Raw genomic sequence first — 15,015 nt, forward strand, 5'->3', positions numbered from 1 at the left:
GGGTTTACTCTTTCAGCCTCACATCGCCGTAGCGTGAATTAACTGTGATCTTGGTACCAGACCCGGTGCCGATTTTCCCCTGATACTGCTTCAATGTATAGGATTTATGGTCTTTAGCAGGCTGGACTGAAAAGTTTACATTGTTCGTAGGATAGGTGAAATTCCCGTAAGAAACAGTCACATTGAACTGGTTAGCCTCTGCTGGCAGTACAATGGAAGAGTAGGCTGCCTGGATATCTACATTCTGGGCCGAGTTGGTCAGCTCGTCGATTTTGAAGTTGCCCGAGTAATTCAGCTTGATTTTCCCGGTACCGCGGATCGTACCGATCTTAGCACCTGAGTAGTCGATATCTGCGTCCAGGTTGATCACATCACGGATATTCAACTCGCCCGATTTATTGATCAGCAATATCTTTTTAGCCTGATCGAGGCTCAGCTTGGAGTACTCGAATTCTAGTTTGCCACCATCCATTTTCCCGATTGTGGCACTGCCGTAGCGCACGTCAATGATGTTATCAGTATTTTCCAGATGATTGGCGACGAAGTTTCCGTATCTGGAATCTATCGTCAGCGGCGCGTAAAATGAGGGGATATCTGTGTCGCCAAATTCATTTTTCACGATCAGTGCATTCTGTTTTGGCATGTAAACGGTGTAGTCGATACGGATGTAGTTTTTTTCACCTTTACGATTGTTCCACCCATTATTTCCAAACTGGCTCCTATCAATGCGGGTAACGAGGCTGATCTGGTTTTTCAGTCTTCTTTCGTCAATGTTGACTGCGCTTAAATATTCGGAAGCCCGGCCATCGGAAGATGCATTCGCTGTTACAATGATTTCCACCTTGATCTCGTCCTTCGCCCAGAGGTTGACTTTAACCTGACCGAATTTGTTTTCAACAAGCAGCATATCACTACTTTTTACATCGAATACTTTGGTGATATTCCTTCGCTTTTCGATGAGCCCGTTCTGCTCGGGAATACCTGGCCCTGCCATGAGCAGGTTGGGTAAAATCAGTGCTATATTAAATAACAGGAGCGCTGTTATTCTCTTTTTCGTTGTCATTTTTGACCTGATTAATGCGTTGCAAAATATCTAATTGTTGGTTGAGCAGATCTACCTGCCATTGGAGATTCTGGACCATTGCTTCCAGCAGCGCCTCCTGGTTAGGGGCATTTGCCAGGTTGGAACGCAAGTTTTTGTAACTTACTTCCAGGCTTTCCAGATCAGAAGCAAAATCCTTGTACAATTCAGGATTGTCCTTGGCCAGCTTGATAATCTCCTCCCTTTTCTGATCTATTGCAACATTGTACTGATTGAGCTCCCGGGCGTAAGTAGGTACTTTCAATGCCACACGCGGGTCGCGGGCGAGGCCGTATTCGTTATTGAGGTAAACAAGGAACCCTATCCCGAGTGCAAGGAAAACGCCGGCCGCAATGCGCCAGTCGAAGTAGGGACTGCTTAATCGCCTAAGTTTTTTTTTGGATTTTTCCGGAACTATCGGAATCTCGTGATGAAGTTGGCTCTCAATTTGGCTCCACAAAGAATCCTGCGGTAAGAAAGTATCAAATCCATCCCTGTTATCTCTCACAAACCGCTCCAATCGATCCTTTTTATCTGAAGAATTTTTCATAGATTCATTAACGTGTCATGGGTAAATAATTTTTTCAAATCCGTATTTTTTAAGTAAATACCTTGTTAAATATTGTTAATGCTATCTGACCAGCATTTCGGTCAGCTTCCTTTTTGCACGCATATATTGTGTTCGCGACGTTGTTTCGCTGATACCCAGTACCTCGCCGATTTCCTCGTGATCATAACCCTCGAACAGATAAAGGCTGAGCACGACACGGTAACCGTCAGGCAATTTTTGAACCATACTTCTCACCCGCTCCACTTCCAGCAGCGTTTCATGCTCATCAAAGCCCAGCGCATCTTCACTGCTTTCCATTGTCTCCTGGTACTCCTCAATCTCCACCCACTTCACCTTTCTGCTACGCATGTGGTTGATCGCCTTGTTGACAACGATCTGTTTGAGCCAGGCACCGAATGTAGACTGCTGCCGGAACTGGTGCAGATTTGTAAATGCGTCCACAAAAGCTTCCTGCAAAGCATCTTCTGCTTCCCCCATATGGTTCAGTATCCGCATACAGATGTTGAACATGGCTTTTGAATACGATTTGTATAACTCGTACTGCGCTTTTCGCTCACCGAGTTTACACCGCTCCACCAGTTCGACATGCCGGTCTGGGTATATTTGTGTTTTCAAGCAGAAGGTTTAATTTTTGAACGTTCTGTAACAAAGACAGCAATGCACCTGGCATGTTGCACCGTACATTATAATTTTTTCAAAAAAAACAGATTTGAACAATGATAAACAGCAGATTGTTCTTCAGGAAGTTTAGTATAGTATCTTTGGCTGTTAGCTGCAATCTACCGAATTCGTAAATGAAAACGTTCAATATCCCGGATTTTTACCGGAGCCGGATTATCACTCCGATCAAGGAATTCCGCCGTAAAAATGACAAGCTGAAACGAGACTATTCGCCCACGCTGCTTGATTTCGGGCCGGTACAATTCCTGATTGCGCGTCACTTCGGGTTTTGTTACGGAGTAGAGAATGCAATTGACATTGCCTATAAAGCAATCGCCGAAAATCCTGGCAAGCGGATTTTTCTGCTGAGCGAAATGATCCATAATCCGGATGTAAACCGGGACCTGACAGACCGCGGCGTGAAGTTCATTATGGATACCAAAGGAAATCAGCTGATTCCATGGGAAGAGCTTACTACCGAGGATATCGTGATTGTTCCCGCGTTTGGTACTACGGTTGAAAATCAGCAAAAGCTGGCACAGCTGGGCATCAACTCCTACGTTTACGATACGACTTGCCCGTTTGTTGAAAAAGTCTGGAATCGGGCGGCGCAGATCGGTGAGAAGGATTACACGATTGTGGTACACGGGAAGCCCAAGCACGAAGAGACCCGCGCCACATTTTCACACAGTAAAGAAAATGCGCCCACGGTTATCGTCGAGAATATGGCCCAGGCCGAGCTCCTGGCTGAATATATGACGGGCAAAAGAATGGCAGCCGGGTTCTTTACCGACTTTCACGGGCAGTACTCGGAAGGTTTTAATCCTGAAAAAGATTTGCAGCGCATTGGTGTGGTTAATCAAACCACCATGCTCGCTTCCGACACGCAGGGTATTTCCGATTTCTTAAAAAATGTGATGATCCGGCATTACAACCTGCTTCCTCAGCAGGTGGAAGCGCATTTTGCAAATACCCGCGATACACTTTGCTATGCTACCAATGATAACCAGGATGCCACCTATGCATTGCTGACGCAGAACGCAGACCTGGTGATTGTAGCCGGAGGCTATAACAGTTCCAATACTTCACATCTGGTTGAGCTGTGTGAACAAAAGCTGCCAACCTACTTTATAGAATCGGTAAACAAGCTGCTGGACAAGCAGCTGATCCGGCATTTCGACCTGCATTTGAAAGAGGAGATTGTTACTGAAAATTACCTTACCGCGCACCAGCCTGCACGCATAATGCTCACCTGTGGCGCGTCCTGTCCGGATGCAGTCGTTGAGGCAATTTTGCTGCGGTTACTCTCCTTTTTTGAAGGTGCAAAGCCCATTGAAGAGGTAATGGAAGCCTTTTAAAACCGGTTGCCAAAGATTTCAATCCTTTAAATCATTTGAGCCAGAAAGTTCAAGCCGATTAACCGATATACGTTAAATTAGACGGGTGATTCTTACATAAAAGATCATCCGTTTTTTTATATGCTCTTATGAAAAAAAACTTCCTGTCCTCATTCATTTTTCTTTCTCTCTTTGCCTTACTTTTTGATAGTTGCTCCTCTCTGAACGAAGTGAGGGTTGCCGGTACCAACTTTGGAGACGAGATCAACCTTTCTCAAAACCTTGTTTTTACATTCAACAAGGATCTGGTGCCGCTAGCTGACCTGAATGACTGGGATTCAACGCAATACATTCAGTTTGAACCTGCTGTAAAAGGTAAATTCAAATGGACTGCGGAAAATGAACTGGTGTTTTCGCCCGTTGCAGGATTTAGCGCAGCCACTTCTTACAAAGCAAAGCTGACAAACCTGCTTACGCGTAAAGTGGAGGAGGACAAGAAGTATGAAGTCGCAAAAGAGCCGCTTGATTTTCACACACCTTCGCTGAGCTTGTCGGCCACCGAAAGCTGGTGGGCTATTTCGCAGGAAAGCGGCAGGCAGGAAGCCCGCATGAAGCTGGTTTTCAACTATCCTGTCAATAGCCAGGAAGTAGCACAGAAGTTGCAGGTCACGGTTGACAATACCAATACAGATTTCAGGATACTGCCCTCTTCCAGCGAACAGGAAGTAACAGTAGCGCTCGCCCACACAGGGAAGACTTATAATAATGCGATTCCGGTGAAACTGACCGTCAATTCAGGGGTAAAGATCCTGAATGGAACACACGTAAGTAAAGAGCCGATGGTAACCAATGCCAACCTGCCTTCCCCGCTGCACCTTCAGGTAATCGATATCCAGACAGGCTTTGAAAACAATGCAGGCTACGCGCGCGTCATTACATCTCACGAGCTGGATAAAGAGAGTATCTCCAAAGGTTTTCTATCAATCCTGACACGGTTAAGCAGTTTGAACCTACTGCAAATGGGTTTATCGTAAGAGGTGATTTTAGTGAAACTGAGACTTACACTTTGCTGGTTAACAAAAACTTAAAAGGTGTACTTGGACGTAGTTTGGAGGAAGAGACTTCCCGAGACGTGTTTTTTGGAAAACTTCCGGCAGCTGTCTCATTTACTAATAAAAAGGCGTTATACCTGCCAGGCAAAGGCTCGAAAAATATTGGTGTTCAGATCGTAAACATACCTCAGGTTCAGGTGCGCATTTCAAAGCTATATACCAATAATATCCTCAACTACATACGCCAGAACCGCTGGAAAGAATACGATGAAGTGGGCGATACTTGGCAGGAGACGGGTGCTTTCCAGTATACCGATGATGGGGAAGGCAATATGAGCGATGTATTGGTAATGAAGAATGTGGATACCGAAAATTTACCCAAAAGCAAGGGAGTAACTGCGCTCAACATTGCATTGCCAGACGAAAATAAACGGCACGGAGTTTATCTCGTAACAGTACGTTCCACGAACGAAGCTTACCTGAGCGTTACCAAGCTGGTCTCCATTTCTGACATCGGTTTGATCGCCAAGCAGGGAAAGGATGAAATCTGGGTGTTTGCCAATTCCATCCAATCCAATGAACCGATCGCCAACCTTGAAGTCACATTAATCAGTTCGAATAACCAGACTATACACACTCTTAAAACTGACAGTAAAGGAGTTGCACACGTAGATAAACTGAATGAAAAGGCACCTGGATTAAAGGTTGCATTGCTGACTGCCAGTGCGGAAGACGATTTCAATTACCTTATGCTGAGTGATACCCAGGTAGAAACTTCCCGGTTTGAAGTGGAGGGTATGCGGGATAATGCATCAGGTTTCCAGGCTTTTACATACGGTCAGCGGGATATCTACCGGCCAGGCGAAACGATGTACTTCAACACGGTACTTCGCAGCCAGAATTGGCAGACCGCAAGTAAAATCCCGCTGAAAATGCGGATGGTTACACCCAATGGACGTGAATACCGGACCTGGCGGAAGACAACCAATGAGCAGGGTGCTGTAGAGACTGAAGTGCAAATGGACAGGGCTGCATTAACCGGAACTTACGTTTTGGAAGTTTATAATGCCAATGATATTCTGCTCGGCTCGCATTCAATAAGTCTGGAAGAATTTATGCCCGACCGGATCAAGGTTGACCTGAGTGGCGCAAAGAAGGAATATGTTTCCGGAAGTACCGTTTCGCTTACAGCCACAGCCGTCAATTTGTTTGGTCCGCTTGCGGCAAACCGTACTTACGAAATGGAGTCGCAGCTTTCACGAAAGAGCTTTTTTGCAAAAGGATTTCCTGAATACACATTCGATATACCCGCTGAAACGTCATTTGCAAAAGAAACCCGGCAGGGTAGTACCAATGAGAATGGCCAGGCAAGCGAAAACTTTGTATTAGGTGCCGGGCTGAAAGACATAGGTGTGCTGGAAGGGAAAATTTACGTGACTGTTTTTGATGAAAATGGCAGGCCCGTAAATCGCATGCAGCGGTTCGACGTATTTACCCAACCTGTGTTTTATGGCATCCGCCTGCCTGATACCTACGTGGGTACCAATGCGCCCGTCCAGGTGGAAATCGTAGGGGTAAATGGAAAGGGGCAGCTGCAAAATGGAAGTAGTGTAAATGTGGAGGTGGTGAGACTGGAATACCAGACTGTGGTAGAGAAAAAATATGAACAGCTGCGGTACACCTCCCGAAAAAAGGAAAAGCTCGTTTATTCCAATACAATGCGTTTGCCTGGTGGGAAGGCTACTTTCCGGTATGCGCCCACTGTTTCAGGTGAATATGAAGTAAGAGTAAAAAGGCCTGGGGCAGAGCACTATACGCTAGCCAGCTTTTATGCTTATGGTTACGGGAATACGCAGTACTCCTCATTTGAGGTAAGCAATGAAGGGAGGGTTTTGATGGAAACCGACAAAGCAGTTTGTAAAACAGGTGAGGAGGCAAAAGTGCTGTTCAAAACACCTTTTGACGGCCGGTTGCTTGTAACCGTGGAGCGCAATCAGGTTTTGGAACAGCATATCCTTACTACCGACAAAAAAGCAGCAGAACTTACCTTTAAAATCAAGGATGAACATTTACCGAATGTGTTTGTTACAGCCACGCTGATCCGCAAAATGGAGGATTCTGATATGCCGCTGACCGTTGCGCATGGTTTCACACCTGTGGTAGTGGAAGATCCCGACCGAAAGCTGCCGGTTTCCATTTCAGTAGCTGAAAGCTCACGTTCGAAAGTCAGGCAGCAGATCAGGATTAAAACCGCTCCCAATGCACAAGTCACGGTGTCAGTTGTGGATGAAGGGATATTGCAGATCAAGAATTTTAAAACGCCTGACATTTATAATCATTTTTATCAAAAAAGGGCACTGGAAGTAACCAGCCATGATTTATATGCGCAATTGTTCCCTGAGCTTTCATTAAGTAAGTCCAGTTTCGGAGGCGATGGTTTTGACCTTGAAAAAAGGATTAATCCGCTGAGTAATGGAAGGACTGAGCTGGTTTCTTTCTGGAGTAAAATCATTACGGCCAATGGAAGCGGCGAAGCTAATTTCAACATTGATGTGCCTCAATTCAGCGGCGATTTGCGGGTAATGGCGGTTGCATACAAAGACAATGCGTTTGGCTCGGCGGCGAAGAATATGAAAGTGGCAGATCCGATTGTGATCAGCGCAGCCGTACCACGGTTTTTCAGTCCGGGCGACGAGCTTATGCTGCCGGTAAATATCAGTAACACGACCAAAGCAGCTGCGAATGCAACCGTGACTTTACAGTTGCAGGGCCCGCTGTCGGCTGGTGCCCAGCCTGTGCAAACGGTTTCAGTACCCGCAGGTAAGGAGAGCAGGGCTATGTTTTCAGTGAAAGCCGCGCAGGCAATCGGACTGGCAAAGCTGACGGTAAAGGTGAATGCATTCGGTGAAACTTTCGTCAATGAGACGGAAGTGACAATCCGCCCCGCTTCACCGCTTTTGAAAACAAGCAAATCCGGCCTGATAGCGGGTGAAAAGCAAGGATTGGTCGATCTGAGCTCATCTTTTATTCCTGCCACAAGCCGCAGCCAGATTGTGCTGAGCCGGTCGCCGCTCGTACAGGGTGGAGGAAAGGCGCTTTCGTCGCTGCTCGGCTATCCTTATGGTTGTCTGGAACAAACGATTTCAAAAGCATTCCCGCAGCTATACTTCGCCGATGTTGTCAAAGCAATGGCGGCACCGGTGTACATGGTGCGGAATATGGAAAGTGATTTTAACCCCATGACCAATATTCAGCAGGCGATCAGAAAGGTTGAATCGCAGCAGCTTTACAATGGCGGAATGGGAATGTGGCCGGGCGCGACGCAGGAAGATTGGTGGGCTACTGCCTATGCTGTGCACTTTCTGGAAGAAGCAAGAAGGGCAGGGTTTGAGGTTAATCCAAAAACCGTGAGCCGCGCGCTGGAATATCTGAAAATGCAATCCGGAACAACGGCAAACAAGGAAGTAGTAATTGCATCTACGGGAGACGGGCTGGCTTATGAAGGTCGGCCGACCGGCACGCAAACGCGCAAGCTGGTAGCACGGCGTGAAGCGATTTACTCCCTGTATGTACTCGCATTGAATGGAAACCCGAATCGCCCTTCAATGAATTATTACAAGCAGAATGCCCGGCTCCTGACCACCGATTCCAAATACCTGCTGGCGGCAGCTTTCCAATTGGCGGGAGACGCACGCAGTTTTGCTGCATTAGTACCAAAGAAATATGTTCCTGAGCAAGCGGGACAAGGTTTGGATGATAGTTACTCCTCCCCACTCCGGAACATGTCGCTCGTATTGAACACATTGCTGGAAGCTGATCCGGGTAATCTTCAAATCCCGGCACTGGGCCGACAGTTATCGCAGGCTGTTCAATCAGCATCTTACCTCAATACGCAGGAGGCTGCTTTTACTGTACTTGCATTAGGCAAGCTGGCGAGGAAAAGTGCGGGTTCAACAGTAACTGCATCTGTTTTTGCGGGGAATAAACAAGTGGGGACTTTTAATGGTAAAGAGCTGAAAATATCGAAAGGAGTAACAGGTCAGAAGGTTTTGATCAAAACGCAGGGAAAAGGCGATCTGTATTGGTTTGCGCAAACGGAAGGAATGTCGGCAACGGGTACTTATACGGAGGAAGACCAGGGAATGCGCATTCGTCGCCAATTCCTGACCCGCAATGGAACACCCGTTGATGCTTTTCATCAGAACGACCTGGTTGTGGTAAAGCTTACTTTGAGCAGTACAAATGGGTTACCGATCGATAATGTAGTGGTAACTGATTTGTTGCCTGCCGGGTTTGAGATAGAAAACCCGCGCATTACCGAGCCGCGCGACATGCCCTGGATCAAAGAGGCATCGGTACCCGAATACTACGATATCCGCGATGACAGGATTCATTTCTTCACGACAGCGGACAAGCAGCCTAAAACCTTCTATTATCAGGTAAGGATTGTGTCAAAAGGCAACTTTACAGTTGGTCCGGCGGCGGCCGACGCTATGTACCGTGGCGAATACCGGAGCTATTCCGGCGGCGGCAAGATCAAGGTAGACTGAGTGGCTTAAAACGAAAAAGAACGGAGGATCAAGCCTCCTATGACAGCTCCGGCAATGGGCGCGACAACTGGAATCCAGGCGTAGCCCCAGTCGGAGCTGCCTTTGTTTGGGATAGGTAATATGGCATGCGCAATCCTGGGTCCCAGATCACGCACCGGGTTGATTGCGTAACCTGTTGTTCCACCCAATGAAAGCCCGATGCTCCACACCAGCATTCCGACGAGATAGGGCGTTACGCCCGACGGAATTCCGCCTTTTTCAGGATCAGAAGTGCCCGCGTAACCGATTGCGACTACGCCGATAATCAGTATGACCGTCGCGATAAATTCACTGATAAAGTTGGGCCCTGTGGAGCGTAATGCAGGATCTGTGGCGAAGCAGGCGAGTTTGGTACCTGCATCTTCGGTTACTTTCCAATGCGGCAGGTATTGCAGCCACACAAGTATTGCACCCAGAAATGCGCCGATAAGCTGTGCCGGAATGTAGCTGGCAACCAGGCTGTAATCGTTTTTCAAAACAGCCAGGCCAACTGTTACTGCGGGATTAAGGTGTGCAGCTGCACTTCCGAATGCGTTGGCAGTGAAAATCCCGATCATTACCGCGAAACCCCAGCCGGCTGTGATCACAATCCAACCCGCATTTGCACCCTTTGTACTTTTCAAGATCACATTGGCCACAACGCCGTTACCAAGTAAAATGAGAATCATAGTTCCGACTAATTCTCCAACAAAGGGTGAAGGCTGCATAGAAATGAGGTAAAAAGGTTTAGATCGCGAAATATGCGAATAGTTTTATATAATCTGTCTCTGATCCCAAAAAGAATATTTCGTGTCCTTTTTACCATTTTCCCACGACGAATTCCACTAACTTTGCGCGATAATCAATTTCTGTATTGAAAATCATGTCTTTAAATCAACTCACAGCGATCTCTCCGGTTGATGGCCGTTACTACAAACAGGTATCAGAACTATCGACTTATTTCTCTGAGTACGCCCTCATCTATTACCGGGTATTTGTTGAAATAGAATACTTCATCGCATTATGCGAGTTGCCGCTCCCCCAGCTTTCAGAGTTTGACAAAAAGAAATATCCATCGCTGCGCAAAATCTATGAGGATTTCAGTGAGCAGGATGCACTACATATCAAGGATATCGAGAAAGTGACCAACCACGATGTAAAAGCGGTTGAGTACTTTATCAAGGAACAATTCGAAACTTTGGGAATTGCTGCTTACCAGGAGTTTATCCATTTTGGTCTTACATCTCAGGATATCAACAATACCGCTATTCCGCTTTCATTGCGGGATGCATTGGAGCGCCAGATCAAGCCGCTGTTCCGTCAGGTTTTATTTGTATTGAAAAGAATGTCCATTGAGTGGAAAAACGTGCCGATGCTTGCATTCACGCATGGTCAGCCGGCTTCCCCAACACGCGTAGGTAAGGAATTCCTGGTTTTTGTGGAGAGGTTGGAGCGGCAATTGGAAATGCTCGACAAAATCCCTGCATCGGCTAAGTTCGGCGGGGCGACAGGTAATTTCAATGCGCACCATGTGGCTTACCCAAAACAGGACTGGATGGCGTTTGCCAATCATTTCGTGGAAGGTTTAGGCCTGAAAAGAAGCAGGCACACGACGCAGATCGAGCATTATGATAACCTTGCAGCTACTTTCGACTGTCTCAAGAGGCTTAATACGATTTTGACGGACCTTAACCGGGATATGTGGACTTACATTTCCATGGGTTATTTCAAGCAGAAGATTAAGGCTGGTGAAGTGGGCTCGTCGGCGATGCCGCATAAGGTGAACCCGATCGATTTTGAAAATTCGGAAGGTAACCTGGGTCTGGCTTCGGCATTGTTTGAACACTTTGCTTCCAAATTGCCAATTTCGCGTTTGCAGCGTGACCTAACGGATTCTACTGTTTTGCGGAATATCGGTGTCCCGCTGGCGCATTTGGCAATTGCCTTGAATTCCTTGCTGAAGGGATTGGGTAAAGTGGAATTGAATGGAGAAATGCTTAAAGCAGATCTGGAAGATAACTGGGCCGTTGTGTCCGAAGCAATCCAGACTATCTTACGTCGCGAGAGTTATCCAAAACCTTACGAAGCATTAAAAGAACTAACCCGCACCAACGAAAAAATCACCCGCGACTCCATTTCCCGTTTCATTGAAACGCTCGACGTTTCAGAAAAAATCAGGGAAGAACTGAGGGCGCTGAGTCCATTCAACTATTTAGGTGTTGTAGAAGACGCTAACTAGTTTTTTAGTATATTCGTGCTGGGATTGGGGTGTCTCCCGGTCGGCAAAAAGAGTCATTCTTAATTGGGAATGGCTCTTTTGTTTTAAGGGAATCGCTTGAGTCCGTAAATTTTTCCTTGTTTCTGATAAAATTTTGATTTTATTAAATCAAATGCTGGATTAGCCCTTGCGGGATGCATAGTGTGAGTGGCAATGGGGTAGGCTACTAGATCAGCAACTTGTAGTCCGTTTATGTTGTCCTTCTTATCTCTGAATTCAATCTTCAAGTCATATTCTTGAATTCTCTTCCGTCCTATATAGCCTGTTCCGCGAGCTTTGACCTTTTCGAAATAGCTGGCTAGCTTTTTGTCTTCCCTTTCTCCTCTTTTTTCGATTATAATCCGGATAGATTTAGAGCTGTGCTTAAAGTCGTCTAACAAAAAGATAGTCCTCTCTATGATAAAAGACAAGCTAATTTCATAGGGATCATCGGCAATCCGGCCATACCGTTTTATATACTTGACTTTGTCTATCGACGCGGCAATTATTTTGAATGAATGCTCAGATATACAGTTATTAAGCTCATTATAAAATGCGCTCTTAGTGTCAAGATCAAGGAGCGTCTGAAATTCCTTCTGACATTTTCGTATGTCTCGGGAGTGAAATATAACCTCTTTTGTTCCCCAGAACTTGATTTTGATTTGGTTAATATGGTCTCTCATTTTCAGATAACCATCTTCATAAAAGAGTATTCCACAAAGTACAAATACTGGAAACCCTGGATCGATCCTGTCCAGGCCATGATCTCCACTTTCATCCATGTATAGTGTGAATTCCAAAGTTTGATTTTTAAGTGTGTGTGTGTGTCAAATAGAATATTGGGGAAAATAGCTTAGGTACTTCGGCTTTCGGCTATCAGACTGGGATGTTTCGATCCCAGGTCTGATAGCCGAAAACTGACGGCCGAAAGCCCTTTAGCCACATTTCGAAGAGCCGCAATCTTTGCAGGTCAGGCAGCCTTCCTGGTATTGGAGGTTGGTCGAATTACAGTTCTGGCATTTTTGCTTTCCGGCTTCTGTTCCGTCCGGAATGTACCGTTTTAAAGCCCTCGCTACTCCCGCTTTCCAGGTGTTAATTGCTTCATCCAGCTGTAAGCTACCAATCAGGTCCACTACTTTTTCAATCGGCATTCCGTGGCGTAAGGTACTGGAAATGAGCTTCGCGTAATTCCAGTATTCCGGGTTAAACTTGTATGAAAGACCTTCGATAGTCGTTTTATAGCCCCTCGTGTTTTTGTATTGAAAGTCGTATCTGGAAGTACCGTCGCTTTCGCGGTTTTTGATAATATAACCATCATTAACCCAGCGCGGGATCAGGATACCATCCTCATCGTCGGCAAAACCGGTGAAAATCTCGTAAGGCCGGCCGTCGATTGTTCCGATAAATGCGATCCATTTGTCTTTCTTGTTTTGAAAACGCACCACATCCGCTTCCAGGGTTTGTGGCCTTTCGGTAGGGAATGGCGCAGGAGAGTCGGCAGATTTATCTTCTTTTTTCTCCTCATTTGAAATCAAAACACCGGATCTTGAACCATCCCTGTAAACGGTAACTCCTTTACAGCCCGCTTTCCAGGCTTCCATGTAGCATTCGCCCACCAGCTCCTCGGTTACATCATTCGGCATGTTGATCGTCACACTAATTGAATGATCAACCCACTGCTGGATTGCGCCCTGCATTTTTACCTTTTTAAGATAATCTACATCGTTGCTGGTTGCTTTGTAGTAAGGCGATTTTTTAACAAGATCATCAAGCTCTTTCTGAGAATAATTTTTTGTTAAATCGTGGCCGTTGATTTGCATCCATTCTTTAAACCGATGATGAAAAACGACGTATTCTTCCCAGGAATCACCAACTTCATCCACAAAATCCACCCGCACATCTTTATCGTTTGGGTTGACTTTTCTCCTCCGTTTGTAAACGGGCAGGAACACAGGCTCAATACCCGAAGTGGTTTGCGACATCAGACTCGTGGTTCCCGTCGGTGCAATGGTAAGCAGTGCGATGTTTCTGCGGCCGTATTCAAGCATTTCATAGTAAAGCTGCGCATCCGCCGCTTTCAGGCGCAGTATAAAAGGATTGTTTTTCTCCCGCTCCGAATCAAAAATGGCAAATGCGCCACGCTCTCTCGCAGTGTGTACAGAGGCACGGTAAGCTTCCAATGCAACAGTTTTGTGAATTTCAACCGCAAAATCATTGCCCGCATCGCTTCCATACCGCAAGCCCAATGCAGCCAGCATATCTCCCTCAGCTGTGATACCAATACCTGTCCTGCGACCTTCCTGCGCCTTTTTCTGAATGTTCAGCCACAGGTTTTTCTCTACCAGCTTAACTTCCTCACTTTCCGGATCTGCGTCAATCTTTTGTATAATCGCGTCGATTTTTTCAAGTTCAAGATCGATGATATCATCCATCATGCGCTGGGCGGCGGCAATGTGTTTTTTGAACAAAGCCCAGTTGAAACTTGCTGCGTCGGTAAATGGATTTTCAACGTAAGAAAACAGATTAATCGCGAGCAGGCGGCACGAATCGTAGGGGCACAATGGGATTTCACCGCAAGGATTGGTTGAAACAGTTTCGTAGCCCAGATCAGCATAACAATCCGGAACAGACTCGCGGGTAATGGTATCCCAGAACAAAATGCCCGGCTCAGCAGACTGCCACGCATTATGCACGATTTTCTTCCAGAGTGCTGTTGCGTCAATATCTTTGATGTGCGTCGGAGTGGTACTTTTTACCGGATATTGCTGTCTGTAAGAGGATTGCGACTCTACGGCTTTCATGAAATCATCATCAATCCGCACAGAAACGTTAGCGCCGGTTACCTTGCCCTGCGTCATTTTCGCGTCAATAAAGTCTTCGGAATCCGGGTGGCGGATTGCCACTGAAAGCATCAATGCGCCCCGGCGGCCATCTTGCGCTACTTCCCGTGTTGAATTTGAAAACCGCTCCATAAACGGCACGATACCCGTAGAAGTAAGCGCGGAATTTTTGACAGGCGAGCCTTTCGGGCGAATGTGCGACAAGTCATGGCCTACGCCACCGCGCCGTTTCATCAGCTGAACCTGCTCCTGATCAATCTTCATAATACCGCCGTAAGAATCAGCAGCGCCATTATTTCCGATCACGAAACAGTTGGAAAGGGAAGCGATCTGATACGGGTTACCAATGCCCGTCATCGGGCTGCCCTGCGGAATGATGTATTTGAAATCTTTAATGAGGTCAAAGATTTCATCCTCACTAAGCGGGTTTGCGTATTTGTGTTCAATTCTTGCAATCTCCCTGGCAATGCGGCGGTGCATATCGTCGGGTGTAGCCTCGTAAATCGCGCCGTAAGAATCCTTTAATGCGTATTTAGTAACCCAAACCCGGGCCGCCAGATCGTCGCCTTTAAAGTATTGAAGGGAAGCCTGGTAGGCTTCTTCGGACGTGTAGGTCCTTTCAGATTGCGAGGACTGAATTGTTTCCATT

At 46.5% G+C, this 15,015-nt stretch carries 8 protein-coding genes and 1 pseudogene; 3 read left to right on the forward strand and 6 right to left on the reverse strand.

Annotated elements, in window-relative coordinates; genetic code table 11:
- Positions 1-4: 4 nt before the first annotated feature.
- From AC1XTG_RS13810 to AC1XTG_RS13820, 3 genes are all read right to left on the reverse strand, one after another.
- Positions 5-1,063 carry a hypothetical protein gene (locus tag AC1XTG_RS13810; RefSeq protein ID WP_484842390.1) on the reverse strand — a complete coding sequence of 353 codons (1,059 nt, stop codon included), beginning with the start codon at positions 1,061-1,063 and terminating at the stop codon, positions 5-7.
- Positions 1,023-1,631 carry a hypothetical protein gene (locus tag AC1XTG_RS13815; protein ID WP_056290830.1) on the reverse strand — a complete coding sequence of 203 codons (609 nt, stop codon included), beginning with the start codon at positions 1,629-1,631 and terminating at the stop codon, positions 1,023-1,025. The genes AC1XTG_RS13810 and AC1XTG_RS13815 overlap by 41 nt, the downstream gene beginning before the upstream one ends.
- Before the next feature lie 81 nt (positions 1,632-1,712).
- Positions 1,713-2,267, reverse strand: a complete 555-nt coding sequence (locus AC1XTG_RS13820; RefSeq protein WP_056290832.1) for an RNA polymerase sigma factor — start codon at positions 2,265-2,267, stop codon at positions 1,713-1,715.
- Positions 2,268-2,446: 179 nt separating this feature from the next.
- On the opposite strand from AC1XTG_RS13820, the gene AC1XTG_RS13825 reads away from it, so the two are divergent.
- Complete coding sequence (locus tag AC1XTG_RS13825) at positions 2,447-3,670, forward strand: 4-hydroxy-3-methylbut-2-enyl diphosphate reductase (RefSeq protein WP_484842391.1); 1,224 nt, start codon at positions 2,447-2,449, stop codon at positions 3,668-3,670.
- A gap of 128 nt (positions 3,671-3,798) precedes the next feature.
- Positions 3,799-9,251, forward strand: a pseudogene (locus AC1XTG_RS13830) (alpha-2-macroglobulin family protein).
- A 5-nt stretch (positions 9,252-9,256) separates the two neighbouring features.
- On the opposite strand, the gene AC1XTG_RS13835 reads toward AC1XTG_RS13830, so the two are convergent.
- Positions 9,257-9,997, reverse strand: coding sequence for an MIP/aquaporin family protein (locus AC1XTG_RS13835; RefSeq protein WP_484842392.1), 741 nt, complete (start codon positions 9,995-9,997; stop codon positions 9,257-9,259).
- 155 nt (positions 9,998-10,152) lie between these two features.
- On the opposite strand from AC1XTG_RS13835, the gene purB reads away from it, so the two are divergent.
- The gene (gene purB, locus AC1XTG_RS13840; protein ID WP_484842393.1) at positions 10,153-11,508 is read left to right on the forward strand and encodes an adenylosuccinate lyase; all 1,356 of its coding nucleotides are present in this window, start codon (positions 10,153-10,155) and stop codon (positions 11,506-11,508) included.
- A gap of 83 nt (positions 11,509-11,591) precedes the next feature.
- Here the strand turns inward: purB and AC1XTG_RS13845 are convergent, their stop codons facing one another.
- Both AC1XTG_RS13845 and AC1XTG_RS13850 read right to left on the reverse strand, forming a co-directional pair.
- Positions 11,592-12,326, reverse strand: a complete 735-nt coding sequence (locus AC1XTG_RS13845) for a DUF3800 domain-containing protein (protein ID WP_484842394.1) — start codon at positions 12,324-12,326, stop codon at positions 11,592-11,594.
- 135 nt (positions 12,327-12,461) lie between these two features.
- Complete coding sequence (locus tag AC1XTG_RS13850) at positions 12,462-15,014, reverse strand: adenosylcobalamin-dependent ribonucleoside-diphosphate reductase (protein WP_484842395.1); 2,553 nt, start codon at positions 15,012-15,014, stop codon at positions 12,462-12,464.
- Position 15,015 lies beyond the last annotated feature (1 nt).

This window comes from Dyadobacter sp. HNCC25DJ183 (assembly GCF_056895175.1).

Coding starts and splice junctions, on each gene's coding strand:
- AC1XTG_RS13810 (WP_484842390.1), bottom strand. CDS start 1,063: ATGACAACGAAAAAGAGAATAACAGCGCTCCTGTTATTTAATATAGCA.
- AC1XTG_RS13815 (WP_056290830.1), bottom strand. CDS start 1,631: ATGAAAAATTCTTCAGATAAAAAGGATCGATTGGAGCGGTTTGTGAGA.
- AC1XTG_RS13825 (WP_484842391.1), top strand. CDS start 2,447: ATGAAAACGTTCAATATCCCGGATTTTTACCGGAGCCGGATTATCACT.
- AC1XTG_RS13835 (WP_484842392.1), bottom strand. CDS start 9,997: ATGCAGCCTTCACCCTTTGTTGGAGAATTAGTCGGAACTATGATTCTC.
- purB (WP_484842393.1), top strand. CDS start 10,153: ATGTCTTTAAATCAACTCACAGCGATCTCTCCGGTTGATGGCCGTTAC.
- AC1XTG_RS13850 (WP_484842395.1), bottom strand. CDS start 15,014: ATGGAAACAATTCAGTCCTCGCAATCTGAAAGGACCTACACGTCCGAA.